The following is an 18193-nucleotide window of genomic DNA, read 5'->3' on the forward strand; positions in this document are numbered from 1 at the left end:
TTTGGAAAATCTGACTCAACGCAGATTACTCTATGGTATGCGCTGTAGAACTTGACTGTGTTTCAGGTCTTTAAGATTCCCTTGACCCGTACAAAACAGTGCAGTCTTAAGTTCGGCTATCAGGATATCGGCCAGGGTGTCCAGGGCTTCTTCGGAATTGTCAGCTGCTTTGAGGAATGGTAAGGCCATGCCGGCAATGTCAGCACCCAGGGCTAAGGTTTTAGCCACATCTAGACCGTTGCGCAGTCCGCCAGAGGCAATTAGGGGAATTTTGGGTGCGATCGCACGCACACTCACAATGCAATCAGCCGTGGGTATACCCCAGTCCGCAAAGGTTTGCCCCAGGCGACGTTGTTTAATATCCTGAGCCCGCTCACTTTCTACCCTGGCCCAGGATGTGCCACCAGCCCCAGCGGTATCAATGGCCGAGATACCTATATCAATAAGCTTTTTCGCCAAACCGCCAGAAATACCGTTGCCCACTTCTTTAGCAATGACCGGCACCGGCAGCTTTGCGCAGAGAGTCTCAATTTTAACCAGCAGACCGCTAAAGTCAGTGTCACCCCGGGTCTGCACACATTCTTGAAGTGGATTTAGATGCAAAATCAGGGCGTCGGCTTCTAACCAATCCACCACCCGCTGACAGTGTTCTAGCCCATAGCTATAGTTCAACTGCACCGCCCCCAGATTAGCCAGAAGTAGAGCACTCGGCGCATATCGACGGATATTAAACGTGGGCGCTAATTCTGGTTTTTCCACGGCCACGCGCTGAGAACCTACCCCCATGGCTAAGCCAAATTTCTGGGCGGCGACAGCCAGGCGTTGATTAATGACCCGAGCCTGTTCTGTGCCACCGGTCATGGAGGAAATGAGTAACGGTGTGGCCAGCTGTTTACCCAGGAATGTGGTGCTAATATCCACCTGGTCATAATTCAACTCAGGTAGACCACAGTGGATAAAGCGATAGTTTTCTAGACCAGTGGTGATCTGATGACATTGCACATCATCTTCGAGGCAAATGCGCAGATGATCCGCTTTGCGATCCTGAATAATTGCAGGATTGGTGTTGTCCAAGCTAACGGTTTGGCCCACGGTATGTTTCTATATTTTTGCTGATCTTGCTTTATCTAAAGTAAGCCCTAGGTTGAACCAATTATTGTTAGTCAACGTTTATTCACGCGTCTGACCAAGATACGTAAGATACATTGGGCGAACTCATGGCAAAACCGGAGTTTTCCTGGGGACGCATTCAAAGACTTTGTAAAGAACTGATAAAGGCGATTTGTCTTTAACTAAGAACTACAAGCCCAAACAGAGAGTTCACACTAGTTTTGGAACAAGATGGCGAATTAAGCATCTTGATATTCCAGGGTATTAAAGATGATTTGACCCGATGGGATAACTATGGGGTGAATACCGATGTGGCCCTAGATGTTTAATCTGTCACCGATATCAGGGTTAAAAAAACTATCTAAAAAGCTGTTGTTGGTTTTGTGGGATGGTTTTGTCTGTTTTGCCCATGGCATTACAGATTTACTGATTCCAAGGGTTAGCAACGCCCAAAATTCTTAAATAGGAACACTTATTGGAAAGGACTATGAGGGATATCGCTAGGAATTTTCAAGCCCTGCCGCTGGTGTCTTGGATGGTATGGATAGCCATGGCGGTAATTGCAGCTCCAGTGATGGCCTTACCTGTAGAAGCACTGCCGGAGACAGCGGAGACAGAAGAGGTTACCCTGGTGACGTCACTACCGGAATCTACTCCAGACGAAGCATCTAAGGAGGAGGAAGCGTCTGAGGAGGAGGACGAAACGGCTGAGGCTACCAATGGGGCTGAAGCTGAGCAGATTCTTTTGGCCCAGGAAAATGCCAGTGATCTAGCGGAACCCGCAGACCCATTTTTCTTTGATGAAACCTCTGTTGAAGCATCTGAAGATGGCGTGCTTGCTCCTCTCTCGAATACGGAGTCAGAAATCGATGATGCAGTCACTGGAGAAGAGGTCGACGTCGAAGGGCCCCTCACACCACCGTCTCTCAAACTTCAAACCGCTGCGATTGTAGAAGATGGTGATTTTTCTGCCCGAGCGCGTGTCTATGGTCACTACTTCTTGGAATCTAACGTTGCGTTTGTAGGTGCCGTTGACTTATCCACTGGCGATGCATTCTCAGACACGGATTCCACGGGTTTTAACGTCAGCGAACTTTATGTCGTTGCGTCTCCAACAAATTTGCCCAGTCTGCGAGGAGCTGCTGGGCTCATTGAGCTGACGTCCTTTTTTGATCGTAATAGCTTTGCTAAAGATAGTCTGACCCATTTCATTAATCCTGTTTTTCAGACGAATCCTGCCCTCGCGGCAACACAGCTTGAGTCCCAACCAGCAGCACTGATTCATTGGCGGCCCATTGATGAAATTATTCTCAAGGCGGCAACATTTTCGTCCGGTGGATTTGATGACTTGAACTTTGATGCCTTTGCTGGTGAATTGGGTATTAATGTCGGTAGTTTTATTGTGCGTGGTACCTACGTGACAGCCACTGATAACGGTGATCGTGATGGTATCCCTGAGAGTTTTCAGCTCAACCGCAATGGCATTTTTGGCCCCCAGGAGGGGGATCGTGAAGAGTCCTACGGCATCAATGCCGAGTGGTTTATTCCTCAGCTCAATGCCGGACTGTTTGGTCGCTATGGTCATCACAGAAATACTGATTTAGATATTTCAGGCAATACCTACAGTTTTGGTGTTAATTTCCTAGACCTGTTCATGGAAGATGACCGTTTTGGCATTGGCTATGGTCGTGACCTTAGCGATGACGATCGACGTCAGGGAGATCGTCCTGATGTTTTAGAAACGTTTTATGACATCCGACTCGCCCCCAATGCTAGAGCCGCTGTTAGTTTGCAGCTGCGGGATGAATTCTCTGATGCGGTGTTTGGTGTCCGTGTTCGTGCCGATTGGGATTTATTGGAGCTTTTGGATTGATTCTGATCGGGTGGGCCGCCCACCCTTCTTTTTTGCCCTCCTTTTTGATTGATGTGTAGGCAGAACGCCATTCCCGGAGAAATATAGGAACCCTTATTGTTATGAACTGGTATCGTTGCACTTTAGGTCTATGCCTCGGTTTTAATTTACTGGCTGCTACGCCACTGATGTTGGCTCAGCCGGTGTTGGCCCAATTGCCCAATGCCCAATTGCCGGACTTAAATAATGAACCTGCCTTAGTGCAAGAAGGGTATGACCTATTTGAGAAAGGCTGGACTGATCAGGCCCTTGAAAAGTTTCTACAGGCGGTACAGCAGTATCCAGACTCTGTTCCAGCTCAGTTAGGGGTGGCTCGGTCCTATCTCAAGTTAGGTCAGGATGCCAATGCATTTGAAGAATTTCGTCGTTTGACAGGGCTTGATCCAACTAATATTGAAGCGCTGGAAACGTTGGGCTTTTTGGGGAGCTATCGCCCTGAATGGCGGACGGTTGGCATTGATGCGCTGACTACGCTGTTGGAGCAGCCGGGGTATGGACAAAATGGAGAGGTGCGATCGCAACGCGCCCTCCTCCTTTTTTATGATGGCCGCCTGGCTGAAGCCGTTGCTGACTACGAAATTGCCCTGGAGCAGTCCCCCCCATTGGCCACTCAGGTGGGCGCTGCCCAGGCCTTTGCCTATGGTGGACGCTCTGCCCAGGCCGTTGAATTGTTTGAAGGTTATATCAATGCTGGTCAAACTCTAACGGTGTTTGAAGCCCAGGCTTACAGTTTTGCCCTCCGCCAGCAAGATAATCCCAGGGCAGCAATCGAGGTGCTTACGCCGTTTCTCGATGCCAATGGCGATTCCATTCAACAGGCTCAAATTAAGGCAGAGCTTGCCACTTCCTATGCTGCAAATCGTGAATATGAGCGTGGGTTAGCATTACTAGATACCATTCAAGGCCAGCCGCTAGTGGTGGCTCGTGCCCTCAGAGGGATGACGTTCTACACAGATGCCCCTGTCGTGCAACGTCGTGCGATCTCAGCCTATCAAGGGGTCTTAACCAGCTCCAGCCTGACGGTGGGGGCCGCTCGTGAAGTGGCGGCTGCCCTGGGCGCTTATCCCAGTAGCCAGCCCACCACATTAGCGACCTATCGCCAGCTGTCGGCTCAATACCCCGATGACGTCAGCCTCTATGTACAGACCAGCATTTGGGAGCGACAGCTGGCTCAAATTTCGGCCTACGAGCTGCGACAGCGTCTGTTGTCGATCAACTTACCGCAAAATCCCACCCAGCTTCAGTACATTGCCACCAGCCTGGCCAGACTTGATCCCCCCGATGCAGAGCTAATCACGTTTTATCAGGATGTGCTTGCAGTGACTTCTGCTGAGCCATTTCTCCACTATCGTCTCGGCCAAATTTATCTTCAGAAAAATCAGTTGGACCTGGCCCAGGAGCAGCTGCGTCTTTATGCCGGAGATGATCCGGCTGTTTTTCTATTCCAGGCGGAACAAGCTCGTCGTCAAGATGATATCGACACGAGTATTTCACTATATCAGCAGCTGATTAATGACCCTACCAGTAGCAATGAGGTAGTGACCGGTGCTCTGCAAGGTCTGGCGGGTATCTATCAAGGTCAAGGTCAGTACGTTGAGGCCTTGGCTCTTTATGAAGAAATCATTGCCCTCAATCCCGGTAACGATGCCAAAATCCTGGGTCAAACCAGCCTGGCCTATCAGGGTAAATTTATTTCAGTCGAAACGGCGGAATCAGTTCTAGAGCAGTGGCTTGCCAATCACTCTACCAATGAAAACCCGCCTGAACTATATAGTCTGGTGGGTGCACTACCCGCGGATCCAGCCCGCAGCGAGCTGTATGAAGCGCTGCTGATAGCTAACCCTAATTCCATTGCGGTGCGTCAGCGTCAGATCCAGGTGCTGGCGATGACCGACCCCGATGCGGCTAATGAGGCTGCGGCGCAGCTCGTGGCTGATAACCCAGATGCTCCTGAAGTTTATCTGCTACAGGGACAGATTGCCCAAGACACCGATGATTTATCGACGGCGGCTAATGCGTATAACACTTTGCTAGAGCGAAACCCTGAGCAGTTTGATGCAATGGTCGGTTTGGCTGGGGTTCGTTTCCGGCAATTGCGCTATCAAGAGGCGCGCCGTCTATATGACCAGGCCATTGAACTGGCCCCGGACGATATTAATTTACGCCAGACCTCCATTAGCTTAACGGTGGCTCAAGATCGTCCTTTACGAGCATTGGAAGAAATCAATGCTCTGCAAAGTCGAGTCCCTAACAATCTTGGTCTGGAGCGCCAGGAAATTTTAATTAAAGAGGGATTACTACTTCATCGCGGTTTTCAACCTGTTTGGGAGCGTTATTAACCGTTTCTACATTTAGAGCCGTAATTTTTGGGTAAGACGTGAATCCAATCGCTCAATTTTGATGAGTTTCAGAGTGGTGTGGCAGGATAAGGACGTTTGCCGACAGCTTGGCACACTGGCTGTATATCGGTTTATATCAGTTTCTAGTCGATTTTCTATGGTGCAGGATGGACATCCTACACCGGATCAGCAAGCGATCACACCGTAAGTGATCACATTGTGCATCACACCGTAGTCAAAACTGAGCACTGATATACGTGGCAGCTAATTGAAGTGGCAACTAATGGGATATGTCGCGGTTTTAATTTGTTAGGACATGACTACAACGCTAGACCATATAAAAAGGATGGGACAAACATGTTGTCGAGAGCGGTTTTTAAATGGATGCAGCGTTGGGGCTGTCTAGTCCTTTTGGGTCTTGTGCTTAATGTATGGATTACTGGTTGCTTGGTATCTGTGCGATCGCAGGCTATTTATAACCTACCAACACAGCTACCGGCTTCTATCACAATAGCTACGTCGGATGGTGCAGCTCAACAGTCTTTTTTTGAAACCACATGGCAGCGTTATCGCGATCGTTTTATTCAGGCTGATGGTCGGGTGATTGATTGGGAAAACGACGATCAGCGCACCACGTCTGAAGGTCAAGCCTATGCGATGTTGCGTGCATTGCTGATCGATGATCCTGAGACCTTTGATCGAGTACTGCAATGGGGCGAAGAAAATCTAGCGCGTCTGGATGAAGACGGTGAACTGCTCGACCATCTTTGGGCCTGGAAGTGGGGGCCTGATGCCGCACCGGGTGAAGCTCAGACATGGGGCATCCTTGACGAAAACTTTGCCACTGATGCCGATATCGATGCAGCGACAGCCCTGATTATGGCTGCCCGTCGTTGGAAAAAGCCAGCCTATTTGACCCTAGCAAAGATCAAACTCAAGGATATTTGGGACTTTTCGACAGCTGATATCGCCTTAAAAGATGATCTGTCTGGACATTATCTTTTGCCTGGCCCCATGGAGGCCTTTCATCCCTCCCCTGAAACCTGGTACCTAAACCCATCCTATGCAGCACCCTATGCTTTCCGGCTTTTTGCCCAAGTCGATCGACGGCGCGATTGGATGGAACTTGTCCATACCAGTTACAGAATGCTGGAAGAGAGTGCAAAAATCTCAGAACTAGGACTGCCCAGCGATTGGTTTTTGCTGCACAGTGAAGCCCCTCACTATCGAAAATTACCAGCCTCAGCCCCGCTTAGAAGTATTTATGGCTTTGATGCCTATCGAGTGTGGTGGCGAGTAGCCCTTGATTTGACTTGGTTTGAGGCTCCTCCAGCGGGCCACTACCTGAGCGAGCATCTCACACCCTTACTGGAACTTTGGCAACAATCTCAAAAGCTACCAGCCCAGATCGATCTGGCGGGTGAAGCGATGGTTGATTATGGGGCCACATCTCAATACGCCATGGTTTATCAGGCTGCTCGTCATTTAGATCCCAAGGCAGCCGAGGCGATTCGAGAAAATAAGTTGGCACTGGCAGACCCCAATGATTTTTGGGATGGAGATTCTGCCTACTACACGCAAAACCTTGCTTGGTTGGGGCTCTATCCTCCGGAATGGGTACCAGAATCCTGGTTCAGATCAGTTCGCTAGGCGTTTGTTAGGTCGGTTTCAATAACTCAACCGTGTCCTTGGGATCTACAGGCATAAGCTGTACATTGACCAACTCTTCGCGGGCAGTGGGTAGAGATTTGCCAATAAAGTCCGGATGAATAGGAACCTGCCGATGGCCCCGATCTATTAGCACAGCCAGACGAATCATATTGGGTCTGCCATAGTCCAGTACGGCATTGAGGGCGGCTCGAATGGTGCGCCCGCTAAAAATGACGTCATCCACTAACACAACTTTCTTCCCTGTCAGATCACAGGGCATCTCACTTTTTGCAGGTGTACGAGTGCTGATTTTATCGAGATCGTCTCGGTAAAATGTAATGTCGAGTTCTCCCACAGGAACTTTAATGCCTTCAAGCCGTTCCATTTGCTGGGCAATGGTATGGGCCAGGGGAATGCCACGGGTGTAAATGCCGACTAAGACTAAGTCATCCAGAGCATGGGTGCGTTCAATGATTTCAGAAGCCAAACGGTTTAGAGTACGGCGAATCGCCTCTGCGGATAGAATTTCAACAACCTGATCGGCCATAATTAAGGCGAGAAGTGAAAGCAATTTATGCCGTTGCTGATCAAGAGATACTTCTATCTATGTTGCCAGCGTACAATTGGCAATTCATAGATTAAGGGATCTCAAGGTACATTAACGCTTAGTTTAATAACCATAACGAAGACTTTCGACTTAGCAAGCCTTAAACCATAAAGTTTGTATCTTCACCTTGGGCCGCTTGCCAACTACGCGCATCGTAATAGAGTTCTTCTAGGGAAATTTTATAAAGCGTTTCTCTTAGTTTTTCCTGCAATTTTCGCCATAGGGTAAGTGTGACCCAGTCCTCAGCTTTTTCAGGAGATGCTAGCTCCAAAGGCGTAATTGGTTCGCCGACGGCATCTAAAATTTGGCCTAGATATATATGACTGGGCGCTTTTGCTAAACGATAGCCACCACGCGAGCCTCGAACTGATTCAACTAAGCCCGCTTGACGCAGTTGAATTAGCAGTTTTTCTAAGTAGGGAGCTGGTAGATTTTGTCGCTGAGCAATGAGTTTAACGGACGCTAAACGGGGTTGCAAACTCAGATCGAGCATTGCTTTAACACTATAGTGTCCGCGGGTTGTCAGTTTCATGGTTAAGGCGGATACTGGCTCGACTTTGAGGTTTAGAAAAAGGTGAATCTAGCCTCAGGTCAACAGGATAGATTAGGGAGAATTAGGGAAAAGTTAACATAAGAAGTTTCCATAATGATTAGACCCTGGACAAATTACTAGGTAAATCAACTCTTAATACAATTATCAAGAAATAAATGCAAACAGCGTGCACAAACGTATTTTAATCATGTATGATTCTGCTCGTTATCTACTGCGCAGTGAGTAGGTAATGTTTAAAAATAGTAATGGGCTGGGTGCTTCAGGGAGTTTAAAGCAATTTAATTGAAGCATTACTCGTGGACTCCTTCCCAAATATCTATGATTAGCTTTTGATATTGCGGACCAATGGAATGAATCCTGTATGAGGTGATAATTAGTTGATCATGTCTCCATTCAGAACGATGGTTTTTCTCGGGGAAAATATGAAGTTTACTCAGACATGGTTTAACAGTCACAGCAAGCAGAATCATTTCTTTAAGCAGTAAAAGCAAACTTCCAAACGTGTTCGTGTTAGAGATGTGGGTGAATGGCTAAACCGTCAAATTCAAATCCATTAACTGGTAAGACATTACTTAAAAAAGTAAAGGACTTAGAACATCTCTCTAGAGAGGAAAAGGCTAAAGCCTGTGGCTATTACACGGTGACAAAGAATGATGTTGTCCGTGTGAACATGATGAAATTTATGAATGCGCTGATTGATGCCGAAGGTATTCAATTGGATAGTATTCAAACAGGTAATGGGCGAGGCGGGCGTAGTGCAAGCTATCGAATTACTGTGCAATCTAACGGTAATTTGTTGATTGGAGCTGCCTATACCAAGCAAATGGGGCTAAAACCCGGAGATGAGTTTGAGATTTCTTTAGGTCGTAAGCATATTCGCTTAAAGCAGCTTAATGTCGATAGTGATGACGATGCTGACGAATAATCGTTTGTAATTGCGTCATCGTTAGTTGGCTCAATTCTTAGCTTTAATTCAGAAAAATTATGGGGTTGCCAGTAGTTTTAGATGTTGCCCTAGGGCTGGTGTTCGTTTATATGGCCTTGGGTTTGATTGCCAGTGAGGTGCAGGAAATTGTTAGCACTATGCTGCAATGGCGGGCTGAACATCTTAAGTATTCGATTGAGCAGCTGTTGGCAGGGGGACAATCTGCCGATCATCGTGCTGCTCGTAGGTTAGCCGACCAGATTTACAGTAGTCCCATGGTGCGTGACTTGAATTATGAAGCCCAGGGAATCATTGCTCGCTCGGCTCGGCAGATGCTCCATGTGATAGGTAGTGTGTATCGATTGGTGAGCCGTACCCGTAATGTATTTGGCAGGCAAACGTCCGGCCCTTCGTATATTCCGTCAGAAGCATTTGCAACCACACTGATGGAAACCTTGCAGTTGGAAGGGGTGCAAAAAACAGTAGTCGAAGCTCGCCTCAAGCGATTGTTGCAGGAGCGCATCATGCTTCCTTTAGGAGATACGCTGCATACGCTACGAGCAGCCGTTGGTGATGGTGCGCTGCTTGATGTCGAGCTGCGAAATTTGGAAGCGTCCTTAGAGAAAATATTCATAGACTATCGGACGGGGCGCACTGGTTTAGCCCAAATTGCCGATCGGGTCATGGCCGAGCTAGATCATTTTGCCGATCAGGGAGCTCAAGTTTTGCCTGAGAGCTATGGGGCAACCCAGGCGTTTACTCGGCGGCTAGGATACTTGCGATCGCAAATTGCCGGCGGCATGGATATGGCCGAAGGTTTAGTCCATCAGCTACAGCCAAATTTGAAAGAATTGCTGGCGTTATTAACGAGTTCAGGTGAGCAAGCCGACTCCCGTTCTGAACTGGCCTATATCCGTCAAACCCTTGATGGCAGAATACCTGTACGTCTTCAAGAGAGTCTCAATATATTGGCTGAGCGAGTGAGTCGTCGCACCGGTGCCGCAGAGGATCAGTTTAAACTTTTCCAGCAGGAATTAGAACATTGGTACGACCGAGGTATGGATCGGGCCGCAGGGGTATATCGCCGTAACTCAAAAATAGTTGCCATTTTAATTGGTGTGGCGATTGCAGCTGCCGTTAATGCAGATACGTTTTACATTGTCAATCGTTTGACGGTCGATCAAGCTGTACGTAATAGCGTAATTCAAACCGTTAACCAGGCATCCCTAGACACTCTCGTTTCCCCCTCTGACGATGCTAGAGCCCTAAGCGATGACCTACAGTCCTTAGGGACTGCTGTACAAACCACACTTTCGGACTATTCGCTGCCCATTGGCCGCTCTCCTAAACTGTTGGCGACTCAAGCGGTGCTAGAAGCTGATTGGCCCCTACCAATACCGCGCCATTGGTTTGGATGGATTGTGACAGGCTTGGCTGTTTCTATGGGATCTAACTTTTGGTTTGATGCTCTACGGCGGATAACGTCAGTCCGTTCAGCGGGGGCTAGACCTGCTAGTTCAACGGCTACTTCGGAGCGTCCATAATCGGTAGCCACACAATAAAAACTGTACCCTTATCAGCAGGTGATAGTTTTTGATGTAAGGGTACAGGTATCCATGGCGGTACTGCTGTTTGAGTCCAAATGGGGCTGATCAAGTCTATGGTCCCTCCCATTTGGATAACCAAATCTTTTGCGATCGCTAAGCCCAGGCCCGTACCACCAATGGCCCCCTGGGACTGAATCCCTCGGTAATGTCGTTCAAATAAATGAACTTGATCCTCTGCTGGAATTCCGGGACCATTATCGCCAATGACAATGCCTACGTAATTTTCTTTGGTTAATCCTCCCAGAAGCCAAACCCATGCTTGATGAGGTGCATACTTGAATGCATTGTCCAGTAAATTCGCAATCACTTCCTGTAATGCTTGGGCATCAACGCCTACGAGTGTTTGCGGGAAACCATCCAAGGGAGAATGCCAAAACTGTCGATTTCTTTCACTAGCAGCAGCTACCGTCACCATGATCAAGGGGTGAATCACATCTTCCAAACGTTGGGGGGTAATTTCTAAAGAGCGACCTAATGCAGGCAGCAGTGGCTTTTGACTAGTGTCAATGTTATCTGGTGGCAGCAGGGGAGGTGTGACTTCTTGGGCAATATCAGCATCCCCAATGTCAACTGCAGCGTCAAAATCAGTAACCAGTTCCTTCAGTCGTTGACTTTCACGTACAATACCGTCTGCCAATCTATAGTTGGGGTCATCTTGGGTTAATCGCCGCAGCATTAGCTTCCCAAACGTACCAATAGCGGTTAAAGGATTACGAAACTGATGTAGCAGGTTATGAAAAACGTCAGATTGTTCTCCTTGTAACGCCTGTTTGGTTTTGAGACGTTGACGTAACCATTGATTTTGCCGATCTAAAAAGCAACCGGCCGCTAAGCTCGTCGAGACCGTTTGTAAATACTGCTGTTCACTCGCTTGCCAGGCGCGGTCCGAACGCATGGTAACTAGGACGCCCATAACGATTTCCTGATGCATTAATGGCATAACCAGGCGTTCACCCCCCAAGTCTGGACCTGATGGTTCAATTCCAGTTAATTCTCCAGGTGAAGCACTATCTAGGTCTGATGGCGGTAGAGCATCGCGCTTAGTTCTAGGATCAAGCAAATCTTTGAAGTCGCCAGACTCTGGTAATTGAGCTATGGGAACCAGTATGGGTTCAGATTCTTGATCCATACCTAAGGTGAGATAGATGACAGACGATACCTCGCCGAATGTCCGGCGCAATAATTCGAGGTGAGCCTGACATAAATCTACTAATTCGGCACTGGCTGGCATGGTCTGGCCTTACGTTGATCAATGGAACGATCCCTTGGGTATTTCACAAATCCGGATAAAATTATCTAAAGTTTAATTTTTATCAAGATAACCAGAAAAATTATGGGGTCTATATTGTCCCCGATTTTTTAGATGATTGTCACCAGCACACTTTCAGCCAGTACGCCACATTTTTAAAAGAAGTTGAAAATCTAAGGCACAACCGATATACTTTGCTGGGTTAAGTGTTTTTGTAACTATCAATACACGAAGCCGCTATTCAATAAATGCATGGGAGGTCAATTAACTTGGCACGGAGACGTAAACGCAAAAGCCGTCGCCGCCTCGAAGGGCGTCGTATTTTAGAGTCCGTTCCTCAATACAGCATAGAGAGTGGAGAAGCAAAGCCTGTGACTGCGGCTCGTAACTTCATTCATTCTGAAGGAATTCAACCACCTGCTGTACTACTGGTCAAGCGTAATGAGCATACCACTGACCGGTACTTTTGGGCAGAGAAGGGGCTGTTTGGTGCTCAGTATGTTGAAGAGAACCACTTTTTGTTTCCTAGTCTTCGCGCCTTAATTGGTGAAGAGGAAGAAGCAGTTCTGGGCTAAAAAGTAAAGGTTAAGTGCTTTGGTCAGCACTTAACCTGTTCAAACAAAACCTATAAAAGATTACCAGGGAGGTGTACCATTTGTGCCTCCCTTTTTGGCGAGTATTTTGATGCCACAAGCAGGCTGTTGTCCGACGTTTTACAAGAGTTGAAAGGGAGCATGGGCTTTAAGCTGAATAATTTCATCCCGATGACCCCTTACAGCTAGAGCACTCCCCTTATCTGTGCTGCTAATACGGAAAGCAACTTGTTCTTCACGTTTAGCCTGTTTCCAATAGGCAATGGCAACAACAGGGGATAACAAGACTAAGACAAAGAAAACTGGCCCATAGTTACTAAATAGAGTCGCCAATACCAAAGAAAAGCACATTAACGCTACAGCTGCTAAAAATGCCAAAAAAATAGCCAAAAAGATGCTAGGTCTCACTAAGCCAACTAACTTAACCCAAGTATCTTCATCAGATGCTGATACTTCGGGCATTAGGTGGTAGGCACGCTCCTCAAAATAGTCAAGTAGCTTTTGGTGTAATGTCTCTGGAGACTGATCGGTCAAAAATTCAGCGATCTCGGTACGATCCTTAGTAGCTGCTTTGATAAAAAAGAACAACCCTACTCCTAAAAGCATAGTTAGGAAAAAGGTTGACTGACTGACTGCACTTTCCACAACAGCTATCCCTGCAAAAACAACAACTACTGGAATCACATTGACTATACCCCAGTAGCTGTTGCTTATGCGGTTGACTGATTGCTAGATAGCTATCGAATCTAAGACGCATCCTTGAGACGATACCTTAAGAGCTCATTGCTCGACGCCTAGGTGTAGTATTACGCTGACCTAAAATATAACGCTGCCAAAGCTCTGCGAGCTCTCGTGCTTTAGTCTGCCAGTCAGGGCGTAGGCGGTACATTCTACGGGGACGGCCACGACCCTCAACCTTCTTCCAATAGCCCATAATCGCACCCTGATTCTCTAGGAATTTCAGAGCACTATAGAGCACTGTATCTGACAAACGATAGTCAGGGTACTCATTTTCAATCGCGTGAATCAGTTCAGTACCGTAAGAATCACGACGTATGAGTACCGAAAGGACGTAACAAACAGCTAATTCCTTATTGAGGTAGAGAGGCGGCGGATCTTCAAAAAATTGATAAATGTCCTCAAATTTCATGGTTTATTGCTCCGGCTGCAATAGGGATGGGTTTAAGACAGCTTGGCTATTGATGATTTGTTAATGGAGCATTGAAAAAGTGTTAGGTCCAACCTAACGGCTTTATAAATTAATGTTCCAAAGGCCCTTGAGTAGTTCAAGCTCAAGGGCTGGTGATGGTCACCAAACTTGGTAATGGTCACCACTATTTGGTGATAGTCACCATTACTTGGTGGAGATCACCAAATGAGAGGGCTTCTCAAAAGCTGACTGAGCTATTCAAGCTAAATGGTGACTATGACCTATGTTGCGTGTATACCCTTGTCATGGCAATAAGGAGCAAAAGCTACAGCCTCAACCTTAGATATTTCGCCAACCTAGATATTTCGTCAAAAGATTTTATTAAAAAATCTAAGCTTTATTTTAGACGCTAAAAAATGCTTAGTGGGATCGCTGCCTTATATAGTTACTATCCGCAAACAAAATATAAACTAGCTTGAGATTTTGATAATAAAAAATGCCTGATAGTCCTTTCTCCGTTCGCTGTTACTGATTTAGAGGATGAATCGATCCGTAAAATTTTCACCAGCCTAAATTTGGCAAACTGTACTAATAGTCAGAAATGCCATTTGATATTTTTCTAGTTCAAGGGCCTTGAGTTATGGTTCTTGTTCGTCCCTTGGTGAGGGTGATGAAGAGAGTTGGGTTTGGAATAGACGTTGACCGTCACGGCTAGCAACGAGTTCTAAAGCCAAAGGGCCTGTGGTGAAAATTTGCTTGCCTGCAACGGCTTCAATTTCCAGAGGAGCGCCATAGTTTTGTACCTGGTTAAGAAAATCGATAACAGGTTCACTAAAACCGCCAGCTACGCGAGGGTTATCTACGATGATGATGCCTTCTAAACTCGCTCTGATTTGAGCACTGGTAACCAGGGTGCGTAGGGCCTCTACTAAAGAAGGTGTGCTAGGGTAAGCTGCCTCGATAGGGACACGGGCTATGATTTCCCCCTGTTCAAAAACGATACGGTTGAGCTTGGCTTGCAGAGTGATTTCTACACATGGGGGAACTTCTTGCTGTACAACGCAGGGTTCACCGACTACATAGTTTCCCGAGACGCCAACGCGAATTACATATTGCTGACCGTCGGTGATATTCCTGGCGATTCCTCGAATGATTTGGGGATTAATGCGCAAAATTTGCACTGCCTTATTAGGGGCATCGGGCCAGATCGCATTTAAGGCTAATCGGTTGGCTTCTGATAAGAGTTGTTCGATTTCTGCTGTGGCGGCTGCAATGGAGGATGGCCGAGTGATTAGCAGGGCCAGGGTTTGGTTCCGACTAATGGCAACATTGCCAGCGCGTAATTTGAGGAACTCTGATTCTAAACGCTGGATCTCGTCCTCTAGAAAAGCTTGCTCAGTCTTCAATCGCTCCAGGGCTCCTTCTCGCTGGGCAATGGCGCGATCTCGCTGTAGCAACTCTTGGTCTCGCTGAGCCAGTGAGCGGTCTCGCTGGGCAATTTGTCGCTTGACCTCGGCCTGCTGACGTTGTAGAAGTTGACGATCCCGCTGTAGTCGGCTAATTTCTCCCTGGAGCTGATCGGCCTGTTCAGAAACAATGCCAAGCTGATTTTGAGTTTGACCAAGACGTTGTCGGATGATGGTTTCTCGTTCAGTGGCCTCATCTAAAAACGTAATCACTTCGGTCAGTTCACCTTCGGCATTAATTTTTTGACGAGTGACTCGATTGAGGGCTTGTTCTACTTCAGATTTAGCGATTTGAGTTTCTTCTAAGGCATTGCGGGCCTCTGATAAATTAGCCTGGGTTTCTTCAAACTCAAAAAGGCCTTTGCGTAGTTGCTCACTGGTGATCAGTAATAGACTCAAGGTTGAAGCCGAAATTACACTGCCCGTCAAAATACTGACAAGGGTGGCTGTTTGTCGGGGGCGAAGATTGAATAACGATAGACGTGCCTTTCCCACACGCATACCAATTCGGTCGCCCAGTGTGGCAATAAGGCCACCGAGGACGAGCACGGTCGTAATCAGTATTAGACCAACGTCCATCTAACGTCTATCCAACGGAGCAGAAGCACCTGAGCAGGCTCTCGTATAGGTTACTTGATTGTTTGTCACTGTGGTGAGTAAACCGACGATAACCCTAAGCAAACTGCTGGCTGAGAGCGACGGGATCGTGGACAGTTATTTTCTTTTTGTGAATAGATATCATCGTGTCTTGACGCAAATCCCCCAGTAGCCGTGTGACGGTAACTCGTGTGGAGCCAATGGCTTCGGCGATGGCCTGATGGGAAAGTTTGAGGTCTATAGTAATGCCGCTGGTGCTGGGCACTCCAAAATCGCGACAAAGAATGAGAAGAAAGCTGACAAGTCTAGAACCCATGTCCCGATGAGCCAGTGTTTCAATCATCATCTCAGTTTGCAAAATACGAGAGGATAACCCTTGGAGCAGCATAATAGAGAGCTCAGGATGTTCCTCAAGTGCCTGTTTCACTTGCTCAATGGGCATGGACATTAGTTCGACTGGTGTAAAGGCGACGGCATGGTAAAACCGATCTGACCGATTGCCTGTTAGCAGTGAAAGAACGCCAAAAACACTATTTTCCCTAAGCAGAGCTACTGTAATTTCTTCGCCAGCTTCATAGACTCTAGAAAGCTTAACGGCACCCTTCAGTAAAAAATAAACTCGTTCAGCCGGATCGCCTGGAAAGAAAATTGTCTTACCGCGCTCGTAGGTTTCGGCTACAGGGGGGAATGAGCCTGTGGATAGCTGCCGTAATAGGTTGGCAAGAGGTTTCTCTGTAGTCACGGTAGTGGGAGTATGCGATCTCAAAGCTATAGCAAATATTTGCAAATAAGAGTAGCTGAAAGCTGTAGTGGCAAACTGAGCCTTCAGGTTTTAAACCGATCAGAAGCGGAGATGCCGAAAACAATTTAGCAGCGTTTCTAACCAATCAGTGCCTCAGTAAAAATACTCAACCAATCGGTAGAAAACCTCCAATTGGTAAGATTTCCTGACTTTAGACCAATAAAACCCAAGTTCGTCGAGGCTTTTGTATAGCAATATACTAAACTTTGTTTTCCGGTCACCTTAATGACTAGCCTCAACGTTAATTGGGCTAACTCGCTGGCAAGGGTATTCATGGGAGCCATTTTTCAGTATGCTCCTAGGGGCCGTTCCGGCGGCATAGCCTTAATTAACTAATTTCGATACAGCTCCACCCAACTATCATGTTAGACCTGACTGGAAAAAATGCCTTGGTAACTGGTATTGCCAATAATCGTTCAATTGCCTGGGGAATTGCTCAGCAGTTGAGTAAGGCTGGTGCGAATATTGGTGTCACTTATCTTCCTGATGACAAGGGGCGCATGGAAAAAAAGGTTCGGGATTTAACCGAGCCTTTGCATCCTAGTTTGTTTTTGCCCTGTAATGTCCAGGATGATGAGCAGGTCCAGGCTACGTTTGATACCGTGAAGACCGATTGGGGCAAGTTGGACATTCTGGTTCACTGTTTGGCATTCGCCAATCGTGATGATTTAGCGGGAGATTTTAGCGATATTTCCCGTCAGGGGTTTCAAACTGCTCTGGATATCAGCGCTTACTCTCTGGTGAAGCTTGCTCAGCAGGCAAAAACTTTAATGATTGAGGGCGGCAGCATCCTTACCCTGACGTATCTGGGGGGTGTGCGGGTAGTGCCTAACTACAATGTAATGGGTATTGCCAAGGCGGCTCTGGAAATGAATGTTCGTTACCTAGCGGCAGAACTCGGGTCTAACAATATTCGAGTAAATGGGATTTCAGCCGGTCCGATCCGCACCCTGGCATCGTCAGCGGTGGGCGGAATTCTAGATATGATTCACCATGTAGAGGAAGTTGCTCCCCTGCGTCGTACAGTTACTCAGTCGGAAGTAGGAAATGCCGCAGCGTTCCTATGTAGTGATTTAGCCTCCGGTGTGACTGGGCAAATCCTTTACGTTGACTCTGGCTATGAAGTCATGGGAATGTAGTGGTCTTTGCAGCCATTAGTTCTTTGTTTTAGTCCATATCCCCCATGGCAAATTGGCTTGAACATAGCGTGTACGTTGATGTGGAGGCCCCCATTGAATTAGTGTGGGCTCTCTGGTCGGATCTAGAGCAGATGCCCCAGTGGATGAAGTGGATTGATTCGGTAGAACTTTTAGACGATCAGCCCGAACTATCTCGTTGGAAGCTAGCTTCGGGCGTTTGGGAATTTACTTGGATGTCTCGTACAGTTAAAGTGGTTCCCCATCAGATTTTGCAGTGGGAATCGGTAGATGGGTTGCCCAATCGTGGTGCAATCCGGTTTTATGGCCATCATGCTGGTAATAGCACAGTTAAGATGACCCTTTCCTATTCGGTGCCAAGTGTATTGGCCCGTTTTATGGAAAATGGCTGGTTGCGACAAATTGTCGACTCTACGCTACAGGCTGACCTGGAGCGATTTCGCCAAAAAGCTGAACAGGATGCTAAGGCTGGCTGA

General features: G+C 47.3%; 17 protein-coding genes. 9 read left to right on the forward strand and 8 right to left on the reverse strand.

Translation table 11 applies throughout. From position 1 onward, the window contains the following. Positions 1–30: 30 nt before the first annotated feature. Positions 31–1092, reverse strand: a complete 1062-nt coding sequence (gene fni, locus QGP82_RS30040) for a type 2 isopentenyl-diphosphate Delta-isomerase (protein ID WP_348918244.1) — start codon at positions 1090–1092, stop codon at positions 31–33. A 505-nt stretch (positions 1093–1597) separates the two neighbouring features. Here fni and QGP82_RS30045 point away from each other — a divergent pair. From QGP82_RS30045 to QGP82_RS30060, 4 genes are all read left to right on the forward strand, one after another. Then, positions 1598–2983: a carbohydrate porin gene (locus QGP82_RS30045; RefSeq protein WP_499061851.1), complete on the forward strand. Its 1386-nt coding sequence runs from the start codon at positions 1598–1600 to the stop codon at positions 2981–2983. 101 nt (positions 2984–3084) lie between these two features. Beyond that, positions 3085–5361, forward strand: a complete 2277-nt coding sequence (locus QGP82_RS30050) for a tetratricopeptide repeat protein (protein ID WP_499061853.1) — start codon at positions 3085–3087, stop codon at positions 5359–5361. 61 nt (positions 5362–5422) lie between these two features. Beyond that, entirely contained in the window at positions 5423–5569 is a 147-nt protein-coding gene (locus QGP82_RS30055) for a hypothetical protein (RefSeq protein ID WP_163667916.1), read from the forward strand. A 149-nt stretch (positions 5570–5718) separates the two neighbouring features. After that, on the forward strand, positions 5719–7011 hold the full coding sequence (locus QGP82_RS30060; RefSeq protein WP_163699317.1) for a family 8 glycosyl hydrolase: 1293 nt from the start codon (positions 5719–5721) through the stop codon (positions 7009–7011). A gap of 7 nt (positions 7012–7018) precedes the next feature. Here the strand turns inward: QGP82_RS30060 and pyrR are convergent, their stop codons facing one another. Together pyrR and QGP82_RS30070 are read right to left on the reverse strand one after the other, a co-directional pair. Further along, positions 7019–7558 (reverse strand): bifunctional pyr operon transcriptional regulator/uracil phosphoribosyltransferase PyrR, encoded by a 540-nt coding sequence (pyrR, locus tag QGP82_RS30065; RefSeq protein WP_163667920.1) that lies wholly within the window; start codon positions 7556–7558, stop codon positions 7019–7021. A gap of 160 nt (positions 7559–7718) precedes the next feature. Continuing rightward, positions 7719–8150 carry an Rrf2 family transcriptional regulator gene (locus tag QGP82_RS30070; protein ID WP_006515165.1) on the reverse strand — a complete coding sequence of 144 codons (432 nt, stop codon included), beginning with the start codon at positions 8148–8150 and terminating at the stop codon, positions 7719–7721. 547 nt (positions 8151–8697) lie between these two features. Here QGP82_RS30070 and QGP82_RS30075 point away from each other — a divergent pair. Together QGP82_RS30075 and QGP82_RS30080 are read left to right on the forward strand one after the other, a co-directional pair. Beyond that, positions 8698–9096 carry an AbrB family transcriptional regulator gene (locus QGP82_RS30075; RefSeq protein ID WP_006515164.1) on the forward strand — a complete coding sequence of 133 codons (399 nt, stop codon included), beginning with the start codon at positions 8698–8700 and terminating at the stop codon, positions 9094–9096. A 59-nt stretch (positions 9097–9155) separates the two neighbouring features. After that, positions 9156–10640: a hypothetical protein gene (locus tag QGP82_RS30080; RefSeq protein ID WP_163667921.1), complete on the forward strand. Its 1485-nt coding sequence runs from the start codon at positions 9156–9158 to the stop codon at positions 10638–10640. On the opposite strand, the gene QGP82_RS30085 is transcribed toward QGP82_RS30080, so the two are convergent. Next, positions 10621–11934 (reverse strand): GAF domain-containing sensor histidine kinase, encoded by a 1314-nt coding sequence (locus QGP82_RS30085; protein WP_163667923.1) that lies wholly within the window; start codon positions 11932–11934, stop codon positions 10621–10623. The two genes, QGP82_RS30080 and QGP82_RS30085, sit on opposite strands and share 20 nt — an antisense overlap. A gap of 287 nt (positions 11935–12221) precedes the next feature. Here QGP82_RS30085 and QGP82_RS30090 point away from each other — a divergent pair, with 287 nt between their 5' ends. Continuing rightward, entirely contained in the window at positions 12222–12527 is a 306-nt protein-coding gene (locus QGP82_RS30090) for a DUF3155 domain-containing protein (protein WP_036018428.1), read from the forward strand. Positions 12528–12665: 138 nt separating this feature from the next. Here QGP82_RS30090 and QGP82_RS30095 read toward each other — a convergent pair whose 3' ends face one another. From QGP82_RS30095 to ntcA, 4 genes are all read right to left on the reverse strand, one after another. Next, on the reverse strand, positions 12666–13229 hold the full coding sequence (locus tag QGP82_RS30095; protein WP_348918245.1) for a cofactor assembly of complex C subunit B: 564 nt from the start codon (positions 13227–13229) through the stop codon (positions 12666–12668). Positions 13230–13317: 88 nt separating this feature from the next. Further along, entirely contained in the window at positions 13318–13695 is a 378-nt protein-coding gene (locus QGP82_RS30100) for a PadR family transcriptional regulator (RefSeq protein WP_006515159.1), read from the reverse strand. 638 nt (positions 13696–14333) lie between these two features. Next, a complete protein-coding gene (locus QGP82_RS30105; protein WP_163667928.1) occupies positions 14334–15740 on the reverse strand; it encodes a DUF3084 family protein in 1407 nt (468 codons plus the stop codon). Between the two features lie 94 nt (positions 15741–15834). Then, positions 15835–16500, reverse strand: a complete 666-nt coding sequence (gene ntcA / locus QGP82_RS30110) for a global nitrogen regulator NtcA (protein ID WP_006515157.1) — start codon at positions 16498–16500, stop codon at positions 15835–15837. A gap of 422 nt (positions 16501–16922) precedes the next feature. On the opposite strand from ntcA, the gene fabI reads away from it, so the two are divergent. Further along, a complete protein-coding gene (gene fabI, locus QGP82_RS30115; RefSeq protein ID WP_163667930.1) occupies positions 16923–17699 on the forward strand; it encodes an enoyl-ACP reductase FabI in 777 nt (258 codons plus the stop codon). A gap of 44 nt (positions 17700–17743) precedes the next feature. After that, positions 17744–18193: an SRPBCC family protein gene (locus QGP82_RS30120; RefSeq protein ID WP_006515154.1), complete on the forward strand. Its 450-nt coding sequence runs from the start codon at positions 17744–17746 to the stop codon at positions 18191–18193.

The organism is Leptothoe sp. LEGE 181152, assembly GCF_032906605.1.
Classification (GTDB): domain Bacteria; phylum Cyanobacteriota; class Cyanobacteriia; order Phormidesmidales; family Phormidesmidaceae; genus Leptothoe; species Leptothoe turfae.